This is a genomic window from Microbacterium sp. GCM10027623 (genome assembly GCF_042666935.1).
In the GTDB taxonomy this organism is placed as follows: domain Bacteria; phylum Actinomycetota; class Actinomycetes; order Actinomycetales; family Microbacteriaceae; genus Microbacterium.
The window spans coordinates 1,371,034-1,385,612 of record NZ_JBHTHE010000001.1 but is presented as its reverse complement, the minus strand read 5'-3'; the positions used below and the strand labels follow the sequence as shown (position 1 = coordinate 1,385,612).

The following is a 14,579-nucleotide window of genomic DNA, read 5'->3' as shown; positions in this document are numbered from 1 at the left end:
TCAGACGGCTGCGATGTGCTCGCGGGCGGGGAAGAGTCCGTGGGAGCGGAACTCGCTGAAGTCGTAGATGGACCACTTGGTGGCCCAGGCGCGGTCGTCCTGCGGCCACACCACCGGCGGCCGGTCGTCGTCGAGGATCCACTCCATGTCGGCGTAGATCTCGACGACGGCACCGGTCGGCTCGACGTAGTACGCCGCAATGTTGTGGCCGGCGCCGTGCCGCACCGGCCCCATCAGCAGACGCGAACCGGAGTCGTGCAGGCGGTCACCCACCTTGCCGAGGTCGGCGATCGACTGCACCTGCCAGGCGTGGTGATGCATCCATCCCTTGCCCTTCATCAGCGCCACACCGTGGTGCTCGGCGTTGCAGCGCAGGAAGTAGGCGAAGTCGTCGCCGATGATGTCCGAGATGCGGAAGTCGAGGACGTCGCGGAAGAAGGCGAGCATCGCCTGCAGATTCTGCGGGTGCAGGTTCACGTGCCCGAAGCGGTCGGGTGCGTGACCGCTGGGGACCAGGCTCGCGTCTTCGAGCCCGATGTAGATCTCGAAGACGAAGTTCTCGGGTCCGATGAACGCGAAGCCGTCGGCGGCGCCCGGATGCAGCGGCACCTCGGACAGCAGCGGGTAGCCCGCCTCGATGACGCGGGTGCGCACCAGGTCGAGACCGGCCTTTCCGGCGGCGACGAGACCGATGTGGCCGACGCCGTCCTCCGGAGAATCCAGGTAGACGAGCTCGTGATGGCGGCGAGCGCGGCTGGAGAGGTAGACGGCGTTGCCCGAGCGGTGAGTCTCCGTCAGTCCCAGGATGTCCCGAGCGTGGCGGATCGCATGCTCGATGTCCTTCGATTGCAGCGACACGTATCCGATCTCGCTGATGGCTCCGAATGCCATGCACGCACCTCCGACGTTCCAAAGTAGATTATTACCATATCATATATTCTTACTGCATTACTGGATGATCCCGTTCATCGACCAAGATAGGTTCCATGGCCACCGAGCAGACGAGCAAACGCAGGCACGTGATCGACGCGATCCGGGCCGATGTCCTCAACGGGGTCTGGCCTCCGGGCAGCCGCGTCCCACCCGGCGAGCTCGCCGAGCGATATGCCACTTCCACCACCGTCATCCGCGAAGCCCTCACCCGGCTCGCGGGCGAGAATTTCCTCGTCAGCGAGCCCAACCGCGGGTTCTTCGTCCCGGCGCTCACCGACGGTGGCCTGACGGACATCACCGACGTCCGCTGCCTCATAGAGGGGCGCGCGATCGAACTCGCCATCGAGCGCGGTGGCGTCCAGTGGGAGGGCGAGCTCATCGCCGCGCACCATCTGCTCGCCCGCACCCCACGCCGCACCGAAGACGACCCGGCGCACACCAGCCCCGAGTGGCTCACGGCGCACCGGGCGTTTCACGAGAAGCTCATCGAGGCGTGCGGGGTGCCCTCGCTGTGCAGCTTCGCCCGCCAGCTGACCAACGCCACCGAACTGTTCCGCCGCTGGTCGGCCCCCGATGCCGGTGCTCGCGCACGCGACGTCGAGAAGGAGCATCGCGACATCCTCGACGCCGTGCTCGCGCGCGACGCACCGACGGCCGTCGCCCTGCTGCAGGCGCACTTCCAGCGCACCAGCGACATCGTGCTGCACCGCGCACAGCAGCAGCAGCGCGAGGCCGGCGCGCCGATTCAGTCGAACGTGTAGTCCTCTTCGGCGATCGACTCGGTCACGGCCCAGTACTCGACGTTCGTGTACGGCCAGATCGTGACGACCCGCCCGGCCGCGTTCTGGTACCAGTTCGAGATGTACTCCTGCCCCCAGGCCATCCGCCTGTTGCCGGCATCGACCCAGGAGACGAAGCGATCGAGAGCGTCCTCGGTGACCTCGAGCGACCGTGCGCCCCGGCGCAGCAGTTCGCCGATGGCGCTGACCGCATACTCGGCCGCCCGCTCGATCATGAGATGACCCGAACCCGCGACGACGCCGTTGACGTTGGGACCGTAGATGAGGAAGAAGTTGGGGAACCGCGGCACGGTTATGCCGTTGTAGGCGCGGGAGTCGCCCGCCCAGTAGTCGTGCAGCTCCACGCCGCCGCGCCCGACGACGTCAGTTCCGTCGAGGAAGTCGCTCGCCTTGAACCCGGTGGCGAACACGATGACGTCGGCCTCGTGCAGCACCCCGGCGCCGTCCACGACGCCCTCGGCGGTGACGCGGCCGACACCTGTCGAGACGACCGTGGTCTGCGGCGCCTGCAGCGCTTTCGCCCACACCCCGTTGTCGCGCAGCATCCGCTTCGCTCCCGGTGGGTAGTTCGGGATGGCGAGCTCGAGCAGATCAGGGCGGTCGCGGTACTGCTCTGCCATTCGGGCGATGAGCGATTCACGCACCTCATGGTTCTTCGCACTGACGGAAAGCGGGACGCCGGACCAGCCCTCCTCGGCGGTGACGGTGTGGAACCGGCCGGGGATGCCCAGCAGCAGTGTCCAGAGCCGGAACCACTGCCCGTAGTGCGGCACGGTGCGCTGCAGCCAGTCGAAGGTGTCGGTCATGCGCTCGTGGTAGTTGTCTGCGGGGATCATCCACGGCGCGCTGCGCTGGAAGACGGTCAGGTGCTCGACCTGCTCGTAGACCGCCGGAACGATCTGATAGGCGCTCGCCCCCGTGCCGATGACCACGACGCGTTTGCCCTCGACGTCGACCGCCTCATCCCAATCCTGCGAGTGCACAGCGCGGCCGACGAACGTCTCCAGCCCGGGGAAGTCCGGGATGTGCGGACGATCGAGCTGTCCCAACGCGGAGATCACGGCGTCGAATCGGCGCTCCTCCGTGCCCTGCGGGCCCGAGAGCACCACGATCCACTCGGACGCGTCCTCATCCCAGCGCGCCGAATCGAAGCGTGTGCCGAATTCGATCCGCTCGGTGATTCCCGCCCGGTCGGCGACTTCCGCGAGATAGTCGTGGATCTCCCCGCCCTCGGCGAACTGATGCGGCCAGTCCGTCTTCTGCGCGAACGAGTAGGAGTACCCGAAGGTCGGCGTGTCCAGCCGTACGCCCGGGTAGCGGTTCTTCCACCACGTGCCGCCGAGCGCGGGGGCTTCGTCGATGATGGTGAACGGAGCGCCCGCCTGCATCAGACGATAGCCGGCGGCGATGCCGGAGACCCCGGCGCCGATCACGAGCGTCCGGAACTCCCGCGAACCCGCGAGGTCGGCGTAGACGAAGTCCGGAGCGCCGTTCTTGTCTGGTGCGAGGCCGAGTTCGTGCTTGAGAGACGGCCAGTACTCGGCCCGTCCGTTCGTGAGGAAATCGAGGATCGCGTCGACCTGCTCGCGGGGCAGGATGCCGACGGATCGGATGCCGCTGTCGCGCAGCCGCACCAGCGCGGCGAGCGCCACCTCCCGCCCGCGTTCCACCTGCGCCGACGTCATCCCGCCGTGCGGATGTCCGAACGTGTCGACGAGAGTGAGCGGTGGGCGCAGCCCCGGCTCGAGGATCGACGGATCGCCGAGCGCAGCGGCGAGCGCAGCGAGCAGCGCCGGCAGATCGGCGCGCTCGACGATCGCCGCGAGCTCGGCGTCGGTCTCGACGATGGGATCGTACTCGTCGCGCCAGAACAGGTCATCGAACGGCACGCGAAGCGGTGCCGGGAGTTCTGCGGTCGGACGTGTGGCACCGGGCATCATGATTCCTCCTGGCGGACCAGGACCGGCGGCGCCTCGTACTCGCGCAGGCCGGCGATGATCCGGTTCTCGTCTCCGGGCACGATGACCGCGGCGACGTACTTGTCTGGTCGGACGAGCAGTGTCACTGCCTGCGCTCCGGCTGTGCGGGCTTCGCGGCACAGGGACACCACGGTGTCGGCTGTCTCGACGACGTCGGCGACGTCGGCTTCCGCGACGCTCGCGACCCGGGTCCCCGCGGGGAGCACGCGTACGCGACGAACGCCCAGCCCGTCCCAGTAGGGATGCCGTGTGTCGACGCCGATGCCCTGCCCGATCTGCACAAGCGCCCACTCGCCGCCCAGCGCGCGGTCGAGACCACCGGTCTCGCCGTTCGCGAAGACCACCGTCGGCTGACCGAGCGGACGGCCGACGGCATCCGCAAGCGGCGATCGGCGACTCGGCGCCCGCACCGCCACTCCATCGGCGTAATTCGGCGGGGTGATGAAGCGCATGTAGCGCAGGTAGTCGTACACGGGCGGAACGACGCTGATCGCGCGGAAGAGCAGGTCGCGCAGGCGGGTACGGGCGGCGCCGATGGCCATCACGACATCCCCGGTCCGGCGCGACACGGTGACCATCTTCGCGCCGTGCGCGCGCCGCTCGGCCTCGTAGCTGTCCAGCAGCGCATCGGTGCCGCGGCCCGCGAGCACGTCGAGGATCTTCCAGGCGATGTTGTTCGCGTCGCGCAGGCCGGCGTTCAGGCCCTGCCCGCTGAACGGCGGCATCAGATGGGCGGCGTCCCCGACGAGGAATGCGCGCCCGCGACGGTAGTGCTCGGCCACGCGCTGATGGGCGACGTAGACGACCGCCCGCCGGATGTCCTCCGGGCGAACGCCGGACTCGATCGGCTCGCAGAGCGCGATGATCTTCTCCGGCGCGCACATCGCATCGCCGTCCTCGCCGTCGAAGAGCATGAACTCGATCCGGAGGCGATTCTTCACGCCCGGCACGAGCACGTAGGGGCGCCGACCGTTGCCGTAGAACTCGGCATACGGCTCGCGCGGGGTCATGACATTCACCAGATCAACGACGATCCAGCGCTCCTGCTGAGTCGAACCCACCAGTCGCGTGCCGATGGCGCTGCGCACGAACGACTTGCCGCCGTCCGCGCCGATCAGGAAGGAGGCGACGAGCAGCTCGGACTGCGTGTCCTCCCCCGCAGGGCGCACCTCGACCGAGACGCGGTCGCTGCTCTGCGCGACGCCCACGGCCCGCATGCCGGTGCGGAAATCGATGCGCTCGTGCGCGACGGCACGATCCCACAGCAGCTTCTCGAGGACCGGCTGATCGAACTGGCTCTTGGCAGGATGCCCGCTGCGGCTGGGCAGGGGCTTCGACGCGGCGAGCAGGCGGTCGTTCAGACCGAAGTACCGACTGCCGGTGTCGAGCAGCGTCTCGGATCTGAGCTCCTCGCAGATCTTCAGGAAGTCCATGATGCGGAACGTCTCGTCGGCGATGCTGATCGCCCGAGGCAGATCACCGGGGGCGGTCTGCTGCTCGACGACGGTGACCGCCGCGCCGCCGTCGGCGAGCCACAGGGCTGCCGTCAACCCGACGGGCCCGCCGCCGACGACGATGACATCGCGAAGCTCGGCATCATTCCTGTCGCGCCTTCTCATGCCGCGCTTCCGGTGCGAGCACCACCCGCGTTCGTCTTCGCGAACTGCACTTCCTCGTACACCTGTGTGCGCAGCTCGGCGAAACGCGGCAGTGAGCGGGTGCCGATCTGGTCGCGCTCATCCGGCAGATCGACAGCGATGTCGTTCTGGATGATCGTCGGCGAGCTCGAGAGCACGAGCACGCGGCTGCCCAGGTACACGGATTCATCGATATCGTGCGTGATGAACAGGATCGTCATGTTGTGCTCGCGCCAGACCTTGCGCACGAGATCTTCGAGTTCGCCGCGCGTCTGCGCGTCGACGGCCGCGAACGGCTCGTCCATCAGCAGCACGGTCGGGCGGGATGCCACCGCGCGAGCGATCGCCACGCGCTGCTGCATGCCGCCGGACAGCTGCCACGGGTACGACCTCATCGCGTGCCCGAGCGAGACGGCGTTGAGCGCGTCGAGCACACGCGCCCGGCGTTCGACGCGCGGCACGCCCGCCACCTTCAGCGGCAGCTCGACATTGGCCTCGACCGACATCCAGGGGAAGAGGCTGCGCGCGTACTCCTGGAACACGACCGCCAGGCCCTTCGCCGGCCCGCGCACGCGCTTTCCGTCGAGCACGACGGTTCCTCCGGTGGGCTCGAGCAGGCCCGAGATCATCTTCAGCAGCGTCGTCTTGCCCGAGCCCGAGGGGCCGACCAGGCAGGCGAACTCGCCCTGGTGCAGGTCGAAGGTGAGGCTGCGAACGGCTTCCACCGCACCCGCACGCCCGTTGTAGGTCTTGCTCAGATTCTCGACACGCAGGAGGACATCGTCGCCCGTGCTCGGGGTGTCGTTCATGTCAATTGCCATCAGCCGCCGCCTTGAGTCCGTCGTACCACTTGAGAACGCCCTTCTGAACAAGGGCGAAGATCGCCGAGAGCAGAACACCGACGACGCCGAGCAGCAGCACGCCGCTCCACATCTCGGGCACCGCCACACGGTTCTGGAAGTTCGTGATGAGTGTGCCGATGCCGTTCGCCGAGGCGAACATCTCAGACACCACCATCAGGATGAGGCCCACGGCGAGGCTCTGTCGCACGCCCGCCATGATCGCCGGTGATGCACCGGGGAGCACCAGGTGCCAGACCCGGCCCCAGCCGTGGACGCCGTACACCTTCGCGGAGTTCGACAGCACTTCGTCGAGAGAGCGCACGCCCGTGATCGTGTTGAGGAGCACGGGCCAGATGCTGCCGAGCACGATCACCGTGATCCGCATGTTGTCGTTGAGTCCGACCACCAGCAGGAGGACCGGGATCATGATCGTCGACGGGATCGCCCGCAGGAACTCGAACAGCGGCTCGAAGAACCAGCGCGCCGAGCGGAACGATCCGATCAGCACTCCGAGCACGACACCGAGGACGATCGAGATGGCCAGGGCCAGCAGCAGGCGCCCGATGCTCGGCAGCACGTCGGTGAGAAGGTTCTCGCCGAGCCACACCGAGACGAACTTCTCCCACAGCGGCAGTGGCCGCGGAACGAACGGGCTGATGTCTCCCATCGTGGCGAAGTGCCAGATGAGGATGAGGATGATGGGCAGGCCCAGCCAGTAGGCGAGGTTCTTCAGAATGTTCACGCCGGAACCTCCGCTCGAACGGACTCGTGCCAGAACAGCGCCTTGCGCTCGGCGATCTTGGCTCCGGTGTTGATGATGATGCCGAGCACACCGGCTGTGACGATGAGGGCGTACATGGCGACGGGTGCGCCGTTGAGCTGTGCCTGAGCGACCGACTGTCCGAGACCGGGGGTGCCGATGATGAGCTCTGCGGAGACCGCGAGGATCAGCGAGATGGTGGCCGAGAGCCGCACACCCGTGAAGAAGTACGGCAGCAGTGTCGGGACGACGAGGTGCCGCGCCCGCTGACCCCAGTTCAGGCCCATGGTCAGTGTCGTCTCGTGCGCGACGCGGTCGACATCGGCGACGCCGTAGAGGGTCTGGATGAGCACGACGAAGAAGCAGCCGTAGATGATCACGAGCAGCTCCGCTTCGAGCTGCGGGCCGAAGGCGAGGGCGGCGATCGGGATGAGCGCGACCGACGGGATCGGACGCAGGAACTCGATCACCGTGAACGTCGCCCGGCGCAGGAATCGGCTGGAGCCGATGATGACTCCCAGGACGAGGCCCGCGATGGCGGAGATCACAAGACCGAGGAACCATGCCCACAGCGTGGCGCCGACGGATGCCCAGAACGAGGTCAGTGCGAAGTTGCCGAAGAACTGTCCGATCACCTCTGCCGGGTACGGCAGGTACTCGTTCGACACCGGCCCGAACTGCGCGTAGAGCTGCCAGGCGATGAGGAACGTGACGACGCCGGCGGTGCCGAGGACGACGGGCCCGACCTGCGCCCAGCGATCCTGTCGTACCGTCTTGGCGACGCGGAGCACCTGCGTCTCAGTGACGGGAGGAGGAGTGACCATGTCGCTTCATCCATCTTTCATTGGGGCCGATGCGGAGATGCGGTGCGAGCGCACCGCATCTCCGCCTGATCACGTCAGTGCTTCCAGATGATCGCATCCATGTCGGGCTCGTTGGAGACGATCTCGTAGCGGGTCATCAGCTCTGCGAAGGTTCCGAGCACGGTCGGGTCGACCTCAGCGGAGTAGAGGGTCCACACCTGGTTCTTGGCAGCCGCCTCAGGGATGCTGAGCAGTTCGGGCAGCATGGCTGCGAGCGCGTCGTGGTTCTCGTTGGCGTACTCGTAGGTCTCCTCGAGCGCGGCGATGAAGTCCTCCGCCTTCTCGGGGTTGTCCTTGAGGAAAGTGCCGTTGCCGGCGATCACGAGCTCGTTCTTGCCGAGACCGTCCTCCTGGATGAAATCGCTGAGCACCGAGCCGCCGGCGGCCTCGACCTGTCCGATCCACGGAGCGCCGGTCATACCGGCGTCGATCTCGCCCGACTCGAGAGCTGCCGGCACGTCACCGAGCGCGAGCTGGATGTACTGGATCGTGCTCGGGTCGCCGCCGTCGGCCTCGACCGCGGCGTTGATGCCGATCTCACCGATCGATCCGAGCGCGTTGATCGAGACCTTCTTGCCTTCGAGGTCCTTGGGGCTCTTCAGCGGGGAGTCCGCGCCGACGAGCAGGGCGGTGGAATCGTTGACCGTGTCGGGGTCGTTCTGGGCGTAGCCCGCGACGATCTGCACATCGAGCCCCTGCGTGTTCGCGAGGATCGGCGTGACGGGGCTGGCGAGGAGGAACTGGATCTTGCCGCTGTCGAGCGCCGGCAGCTGTGCAGCCGAGGAAGCAGCCTGGATGACCTCGATGTCGAAGCCGCGCTCCTCGAAGAACCCCTGCTCCACACCCGCCTGGATCACGGCGACCGACGGCGAGGTGAAGACGCCGAGCGAGATCGGTGTGAGACCTTCCTGGGTCTCCTTCACGGTGCTGCCATCGACCGAACCCGACGAGCAGCCGAGAAGGCCGACCGCAAGAGCGACGGTGACAGTGGTGGTTCCGAGAACGCGTGATAGCGACATCATCAAACCTCTTCTTTGAGTCCGGGTCGACCTTGTCGGTCGATAAGTACATAATACACATTTAGATACAACATTAAGTGAATAATATTTTCTGATGTTCCAGGGATGATGCGGAAGGCTCTAAGCGAGGGAAGCCGGCTGACGCACGCGGATGCTGGCCGCCTCGAACACACGATCGAGCACCTCCCGCACCTCCTGGGCGAGGCACTCCGCCGCCACGACATGGTCCGGTCGCACGATCACGGCGCCGACCGGTCGCGCGTCGAACCAGGCCTGCAGACTCGCCTCTCCTCCGAGGTCGCCGACGATGGTCACGTCCGCCGCGGCGTGCGCACGCACCCACGGCAGCTGCGACCTCGGCACGACCTGCACGAGGCGTCCTCCGAGGTCCGCGATGGTGCGAGACTGTTCGGGCGTCACGAACTTCGAAGGATCGTTGTTCCACATGATCACGCGCCAGCCCTGACCGGTGGCATCGTCGAGGAGCATCTCCACGCCGTCGGCATCGGTGGCCTGCGGCTGCGGGAAGATCGACCCGGCCATCCGCGGCACGTCACGTGCCGGCAGCGTCTTGAACTCCGGCAGGGGTGTGTGCACGACGACGCCCACATCGAACTTCGGCTGCGGCTTGAACTTCTGCTGGGCCTGCGCGGCGCGCTCCTCCGGAGTCCGGTTGGCAGCGATCCTGTCGCGCTCGGCGGCCGCCGCGGGATCGTGATCGGTCATCTCCTTCGCCATGCCCAGCGAGACGGCGACCATCTGTGTGACATGCCCCAGACGCTCCTGCTCGTAGGTGTCGAGCAGGGCGGCATCCGCCTGTCCCTTCACGACGGCGGCGAGCTTCCAGCCCAGGTTGAACGCATCGCGGATGCCGGAGTTCCACCCCTGGCCGCCGACGACGGGCATCACGTGGGCGGCGTCCCCGGCGAGGATGATCCGCCCGACCTTGAACGCGCCGGCGACACGGGCGTGGTGGCGGTACACGCGGCTGCGGATGATGTCGAGCTTCGACGGATCGGGCACGTGCGGCGCGAGCAGCGAGCGCGCGAACTCCTCAGTGACCTCAGCCTCCTCGCCCTCGAAGAGCGTGAACTCCCAGCGGCGGATGCCGTGCGGCAGCGAGATGGAGGCGTAGCTGCGCTTCGGGTCGCCGCCGAACACCGCATGCGGTGTCCCGATCGGGTCGTTCGCCACGTCGATCACGAGCCCGTCGGAGGGGCGCGTCTCGCCCTCGAACGACAACTCGAGGCGTTTGCGTGTGGGGGATGCCCCACCCTCGGCCGCAACGACCCAGCGCGCACGGACGGTCTCGCCGTTCGCGAGCGTGGCTGCGACGCCGTCGGCATCCTCCACGAGATCGGTGACCTCGGCGCCGAAGCGGACGCTGACACGGGGGAAGCGCTCGAGCCCTTCCAGCAGCACGCGATCGACGAGCGGCTGCACGAAGCCGTTTCGGCGCGGCCAGCCGAACTCGCGGGTGGTGGGGTTGACCTCCGACAGGATGAGCCGGTCGCCGTTGACCATGTAGATCTTCTGATCGGGGATGGTGTGCGGCAGCACCTCGCCGACGATGTCGGCGGTCTGCATGACGCGCAGCGCCTCGTCATCGATGCCGACGGCCCGCGGGTAGCTGATGAGCTCGTCCTCCTTCTCGACGAGCAGCACCTCGATCCCCTGCTGACCGAGCAGGTTGGCAAGCGTGAGTCCCACCGGGCCCGCGCCGATGATGAGGACGTCGAAGACGGCGGATGCGGAGTTCAGAGCCATGACGCACTCCCGGAGGATCGCGCTGCGTTCAGCGCGGAGATGGTGTCGCCGAACGCGCGGTTCAGCAGGACGAGATCGATGCCGAGGCCGACGTAGTCGATCAGCCCCTCGGCGAGGAGGGTGGCCGTGTAGTCGGCACGGCCGGAGTAGATGCCGAGCGTGAGGCCGTGGGCATCCGTCAGCTCGCGCAGGTGCACGATCGCGTCTTTCACCGGACCGTCCTCCCAGTCGCCGCGGCCGGGCAGCCCGTAGGAGACGGCCAGATCGGCCGGACCGATGTAGATCGAGTCGAGACCGGGCGTCGAGACGATCGCTTCGGCGTTGTCGACGCCGATCCGCGTCTCGATCTGAGCGATGGTCGACACGGCGAGATTGCCGGCGTCGGCGTAGGAGTCGCCGCTGTAGAGCGCGGGCCGAGACGGCCCCAGGCTGCGGTTGCCGACCGGCAGGTACTTGGTCGCCGCGACGAGTGCCTCGGTGGCCTCACGGGTCTCGACGGTCGGGGCGATGATGCCTCGCGCGCCGCTGTCGAGCAGGCGCAGGATCGGAGCGGTGTCGATCGCCCCGACCCGCGCGTACGCGTAGGCGTTCCCGCGGGGAAGGGAGCGGAGGATGCCGCAGGCCGCCTCCACACCGAGTTCGCCGTGTTGCAGATCGAGGATGACGCCGTCGTAGCCCGCGGCCAGGGCCCACTCGGGCTCGGAGAACGAGGGCAGGGACTGGTGGAACAGCACCGGCTGCGCGCCACCGCGTGCGGCAGCCTTCATTGCGCCTGGTCCTTGCGATCGGCCAGCCGCGCCGCGTGGGCTGCGGCGGCGGTTCCGCCGAAGATCGGGGCGACCTCACGACGGGCGAAGAACCACCGGCCGTCGACGCGACGGTAGACCTCGCGGAACTCGCCGACCGATGCGGGCTGGGTCTGCGGGTCATTCGCGTCGCGGAACGTCAGGTACTGGACGGTGCCGTGCACCTCGTCGTCGTCTGCTCCGGGAACGAGGCGGATCGCTCCGATGAAGTGGCGGCCGACGATGTCGGTCTGCAGGGCGCGCTTGGCTCCCCATGCTTTCATCCCTTCACGACCCATCTCCCCCATCGGACCGACCGAGACGCCGTCCTCGGTGTAGAGCTCCCAGGTGGTGTCGGCCTGGTTGTGGTCGAGGCGGTACAGCATCTCGGAGATCAGCTGCTCGATCTCCACGCGGGTGATCGCGGGTACGGGCGTGTAGGCGCTCATGATTCAGATCTCCTCAGGCCTTCGAGTCGACGGTCGCGGTGACGCGACCGAGTCCGGTGATCGTGGCGACGCACTCGACGTCGGCGGGCCACGGTTCGATGTATCCGATCGAGCCCGACAGCAGCACCTCTCCGGCACGCAGCGGATGCCCGGTGGTGATCGCCGTCTCGGCGAGCCATTGCACGGCGTTGACCGGGTCGCCGAGCACGTTGCTGCCGACGCCGCGGGTGATCTCGGTGTCACCGGCGGTGATCACCATCTCGACGGCCGTGAGGTCGACGTCGCCGTAGGGGTGCTTCTCCTCGCCGAGGACGAGTCCGCTGCATCCGGCGTTGTCGGCGATCGTGTCGACGATCTGTCCGACGCTGCCGCCGTAGCGGAAGTCGACGATCTCGAACGCCGGGGTGACGTAGTCGATCGCCGCGACGATGCTCTCAAGGGACGGATCGAGGATGTCGTTCTTGAGCACGAAGGCGACCTCGGCCTCGATGAGCAGCCGGTTGTAGCGGGATGCGGGCAGCACGACGCCGGACGGGAAGACCATGTCGTCGTGGATGATGCCGTAGTCGGGTTCGAACACTCCGACGCGCTTCTGCACGAGCGGGTTGGTCAGCCCGACCTTGCGTCCGACGCGGCGCACCCCGAGCTCGCTCTCGCGGAGTGAGGCGAATGCCTCCGAGATCGCGTAGGCGGAGTCGAGGTCGTGCTCGGGAAGCCGCGGGCTCACATACGGAACGGTGTAGGTGCCGTTCTTGGCGTCATGCAGCTCGCGGGCGATCTCGACGATGGTCTGAGCGTCGACGGTCACTGGTCGCTCCCTTCTGCGTGGCGGGCGAGGAACGCCGTGGCGGCCGCGTTGAACGCGTCCGCTCCCTCCCACTGCGGCCAGTGGGCGGCGCCCTCGACGAGCAGGAACTCACTGTCGGGTATGAGCCCGGCCAGGCGTCTGCCCTCCTCGGCGTCGCCGGTCGGCTCGTTGTCGGTCCAGACGAACAGCGCGGGCACCCCGATGGAGGCGAAGTCCTCGTCGGTGACGCGGTTGCGCCAGCGCGGCTCGGGCCGGCGCAGCGCCGAGACGTGCGCCATGTTCGCCCCGCTCGGATCCTGGCTGTAGATCGCGCGGCGCACCTTCACGAGCTCGTCGGTGATGTTCTCGGGATCGTGGATGACCACCTGCAGGCGCTTCTTCACGTTCTCGAAGGTCGGCTCGGTGACGGCCTGCACACTGACGGACTGCGCCTTGTCGACCTTCTGCTCTCCGACCACGCGCCCGCCGGGAGCGCTGAGGATCACGGTGCGCAGGCGCTCCGGGTGGTGCGCAGCGAACTTCACGGCGAGCCAGCCGCCGAGCGACTCGCCTGCCAGGTGCACCCGGTCGAGGCCGAGCGTGTCCAGCAGACCGAGGAGGTGCTGCTCGTACTCGGGGATCTCGAGGTCGTGGTCGGTCAGGGTCGTGTAGCCGTGGCCCGGGTAGTCGTAGCCGACGACGCGGAACCCCGCCACGGCGAGCGCGCGGACGTTCTGCGTCCACGCCTCGATGTGGCCGCTGGTGCCGTTGGCGAGCACGACGACCTCAGCCGTCGACGAACCGCCCTGCGGTTCGATCTCGAGCACGCGCGTGCGCCACGGGCCCACCTGGACGTAGTGCAGGACGTGCGGGAGGTCGGCGATCGCCTCCCAGAAGGTCGACAGTGCGGTCATGACGTGCGTGCCGCCTGGATCGCGAAGCCGGCGGCCCAGCCCTTGACGGCCCAGTAGTGATCGACGTCGAACCCGTAGGGGCCGGCGGTCGACAGCGCAGCATACGCGGCGAGCCAGCTGCGCATCTCGTGTGCGGCCGAGCCCCCCTCGGCGAGGAACCAGGAGTTGTCCCACTCGTCGGCTGGCGTCAGATCGCCCGAGCGGAACGTGTCGAGCAGAAGGGTGTCCCACTCCTCGTTCAGCGGGTCGCTGTTGCCGCCGCCGTCGGCGATCTTCTGGATCGCGGTGACGATCGCGTTCTCGCGTGCCATCCGCTCGTCGCGGCTGGGTGCATAGTCGATGAGGCGCTCCTGGAGCGTGCCCGGGGCACCCTCCCAGCGCGGGATCGGCGGGTCGTGCGAGATGCCGCCGGACGCGATGAAGAGCACGCGCTTGTCGAGCTGCTGCGCGGCGCGGCCGAATGCCTCGCCCATCAGGCGGACGCGGTTCATGGGGGTCAGCGGGATGCCGAGCGAATTGACGAACACCGGGATGATCGGCTGCGTGAACTCCGTGCCGAACAGGAAGTTCACCGGCTGCATCACACCGTGGTCGACCTTCATGCGCTCGGAGCGGCCGATGTCGATGCCCTGCTCGAGGACAAGACGGTGCAGCTCGCGGGCCGTCTCGCTGTCCACCGGGATCGGCCCCTCGGTGGTGCCGTAGTCGCCGATCCCCTCGGCCTGCGCGCCGACCACCCACGGGGAGATGTTCGAGTACAGCTGGCCGTTGAAGTGGTCGGGGCCGAAGACGACGATGACCTCCGGGTCGAAGTCGGCGATGAACCCCTTGACCTCGTCGATGGCGGCAGTGATCTCGGCGAACGTGTTCCCTCCGGGGTCGACGTTCCCGAAGGACGGAGCGTGGGAAAGCGCGGCGACTGCGAGCGACATGGGTTCTCCTTCTGCCTGGTGCCGACGGTGGCTCGGACTCGCATCGACAGGTGCGAATACATATTCTGGAATCAAGATTCCAGAACTTGCAGCTATCATGATCGGTGGACCG

The 14,579-nt window shown here is 67.6% G+C and carries 14 protein-coding genes; 1 reads left to right on the top strand and 13 read right to left on the bottom strand.

Annotated elements, in window-relative coordinates; translation table 11 throughout:
* Complete coding sequence (locus ACFQY2_RS06325) at window positions 1–891, bottom strand: VOC family protein (RefSeq protein ID WP_378744809.1); 891 nt, start codon at window positions 889–891, stop codon at window positions 1–3.
* 95 nt (window positions 892–986) lie between these two features.
* Here ACFQY2_RS06325 and ACFQY2_RS06320 point away from each other — a divergent pair, with 95 nt between their 5' ends.
* Window positions 987–1,694, top strand: a complete 708-nt coding sequence (locus ACFQY2_RS06320) for a GntR family transcriptional regulator (protein ID WP_286299279.1) — start codon at window positions 987–989, stop codon at window positions 1,692–1,694.
* Here the strand turns inward: ACFQY2_RS06320 and ACFQY2_RS06315 are convergent.
* From ACFQY2_RS06315 to ACFQY2_RS06260, 12 genes are all read right to left on the bottom strand, one after another.
* Window positions 1,679–3,673, bottom strand: coding sequence for a flavin-containing monooxygenase (locus tag ACFQY2_RS06315; protein WP_378744807.1), 1,995 nt, complete (start codon window positions 3,671–3,673; stop codon window positions 1,679–1,681). The genes ACFQY2_RS06320 and ACFQY2_RS06315 overlap by 16 nt on opposite strands.
* Window positions 3,670–5,331: an FAD-dependent monooxygenase gene (locus ACFQY2_RS06310; protein ID WP_378744806.1), complete on the bottom strand. Its 1,662-nt coding sequence runs from the start codon at window positions 5,329–5,331 to the stop codon at window positions 3,670–3,672. The genes ACFQY2_RS06315 and ACFQY2_RS06310 overlap by 4 nt, the downstream gene beginning before the upstream one ends.
* A complete protein-coding gene (locus ACFQY2_RS06305; RefSeq protein WP_378744805.1) occupies window positions 5,328–6,170 on the bottom strand; it encodes an ABC transporter ATP-binding protein in 843 nt (280 codons plus the stop codon). Before ACFQY2_RS06305 ends, ACFQY2_RS06310 begins: the two co-directional genes overlap by 4 nt.
* Window positions 6,160–6,933: an ABC transporter permease gene (locus tag ACFQY2_RS06300; protein ID WP_378744804.1), complete on the bottom strand. Its 774-nt coding sequence runs from the start codon at window positions 6,931–6,933 to the stop codon at window positions 6,160–6,162. The genes ACFQY2_RS06305 and ACFQY2_RS06300 overlap by 11 nt, the downstream gene beginning before the upstream one ends.
* Entirely contained in the window at window positions 6,930–7,775 is an 846-nt protein-coding gene (locus tag ACFQY2_RS06295) for an ABC transporter permease (RefSeq protein WP_286299291.1), read from the bottom strand. The genes ACFQY2_RS06300 and ACFQY2_RS06295 overlap by 4 nt, the downstream gene beginning before the upstream one ends.
* A 74-nt stretch (window positions 7,776–7,849) precedes the next feature.
* The gene (locus tag ACFQY2_RS06290; RefSeq protein WP_378744802.1) at window positions 7,850–8,836 is read right to left on the bottom strand and encodes an ABC transporter substrate-binding protein; all 987 of its coding nucleotides are present in this window, start codon (window positions 8,834–8,836) and stop codon (window positions 7,850–7,852) included.
* 117 nt (window positions 8,837–8,953) lie between these two features.
* Window positions 8,954–10,600, bottom strand: a complete 1,647-nt coding sequence (locus tag ACFQY2_RS06285) for a bifunctional 3-(3-hydroxy-phenyl)propionate/3-hydroxycinnamic acid hydroxylase (protein ID WP_378744801.1) — start codon at window positions 10,598–10,600, stop codon at window positions 8,954–8,956.
* Window positions 10,591–11,367, bottom strand: coding sequence for an HpcH/HpaI aldolase/citrate lyase family protein (locus ACFQY2_RS06280; RefSeq protein ID WP_378744800.1), 777 nt, complete (start codon window positions 11,365–11,367; stop codon window positions 10,591–10,593). Before ACFQY2_RS06280 ends, ACFQY2_RS06285 begins: the two co-directional genes overlap by 10 nt.
* Entirely contained in the window at window positions 11,364–11,834 is a 471-nt protein-coding gene (locus ACFQY2_RS06275; protein ID WP_378744799.1) for a nuclear transport factor 2 family protein, read from the bottom strand. Before ACFQY2_RS06275 ends, ACFQY2_RS06280 begins: the two co-directional genes overlap by 4 nt.
* Window positions 11,835–11,847: 13 nt before the next feature.
* The gene (locus ACFQY2_RS06270; RefSeq protein WP_378744798.1) at window positions 11,848–12,642 is read right to left on the bottom strand and encodes a 2-keto-4-pentenoate hydratase; all 795 of its coding nucleotides are present in this window, start codon (window positions 12,640–12,642) and stop codon (window positions 11,848–11,850) included.
* A complete protein-coding gene (locus ACFQY2_RS06265; protein ID WP_378744796.1) occupies window positions 12,639–13,535 on the bottom strand; it encodes an alpha/beta fold hydrolase in 897 nt (298 codons plus the stop codon). Before ACFQY2_RS06265 ends, ACFQY2_RS06270 begins: the two co-directional genes overlap by 4 nt.
* On the bottom strand, window positions 13,532–14,467 hold the full coding sequence (locus tag ACFQY2_RS06260; RefSeq protein ID WP_378744795.1) for a 3-carboxyethylcatechol 2,3-dioxygenase: 936 nt from the start codon (window positions 14,465–14,467) through the stop codon (window positions 13,532–13,534). Before ACFQY2_RS06260 ends, ACFQY2_RS06265 begins: the two co-directional genes overlap by 4 nt.
* Between the last annotated feature and the right edge of the window lie 112 nt (window positions 14,468–14,579).

Excerpts from the sequence above, each read along its gene's own strand:
- ACFQY2_RS06325 (WP_378744809.1), bottom strand. The coding sequence starts at position 891 with ATGGCATTCGGAGCCATCAGCGAGATCGGATACGTGTCGCTGCAATCG.
- ACFQY2_RS06320 (WP_286299279.1), top strand. The coding sequence starts at position 987 with ATGGCCACCGAGCAGACGAGCAAACGCAGGCACGTGATCGACGCGATC.
- ACFQY2_RS06315 (WP_378744807.1), bottom strand. The coding sequence starts at position 3,673 with ATGATGCCCGGTGCCACACGTCCGACCGCAGAACTCCCGGCACCGCTT.
- ACFQY2_RS06310 (WP_378744806.1), bottom strand. The coding sequence starts at position 5,331 with ATGAGAAGGCGCGACAGGAATGATGCCGAGCTTCGCGATGTCATCGTC.
- ACFQY2_RS06305 (WP_378744805.1), bottom strand. The coding sequence starts at position 6,170 with ATGGCAATTGACATGAACGACACCCCGAGCACGGGCGACGATGTCCTC.
- ACFQY2_RS06295 (WP_286299291.1), bottom strand. The coding sequence starts at position 7,775 with ATGGTCACTCCTCCTCCCGTCACTGAGACGCAGGTGCTCCGCGTCGCC.
- ACFQY2_RS06290 (WP_378744802.1), bottom strand. The coding sequence starts at position 8,836 with ATGATGTCGCTATCACGCGTTCTCGGAACCACCACTGTCACCGTCGCT.
- ACFQY2_RS06285 (WP_378744801.1), bottom strand. The coding sequence starts at position 10,600 with ATGGCTCTGAACTCCGCATCCGCCGTCTTCGACGTCCTCATCATCGGC.
- ACFQY2_RS06280 (WP_378744800.1), bottom strand. The coding sequence starts at position 11,367 with ATGAAGGCTGCCGCACGCGGTGGCGCGCAGCCGGTGCTGTTCCACCAG.
- ACFQY2_RS06275 (WP_378744799.1), bottom strand. The coding sequence starts at position 11,834 with ATGAGCGCCTACACGCCCGTACCCGCGATCACCCGCGTGGAGATCGAG.
- ACFQY2_RS06265 (WP_378744796.1), bottom strand. The coding sequence starts at position 13,535 with ATGACCGCACTGTCGACCTTCTGGGAGGCGATCGCCGACCTCCCGCAC.
- ACFQY2_RS06260 (WP_378744795.1), bottom strand. The coding sequence starts at position 14,467 with ATGTCGCTCGCAGTCGCCGCGCTTTCCCACGCTCCGTCCTTCGGGAAC.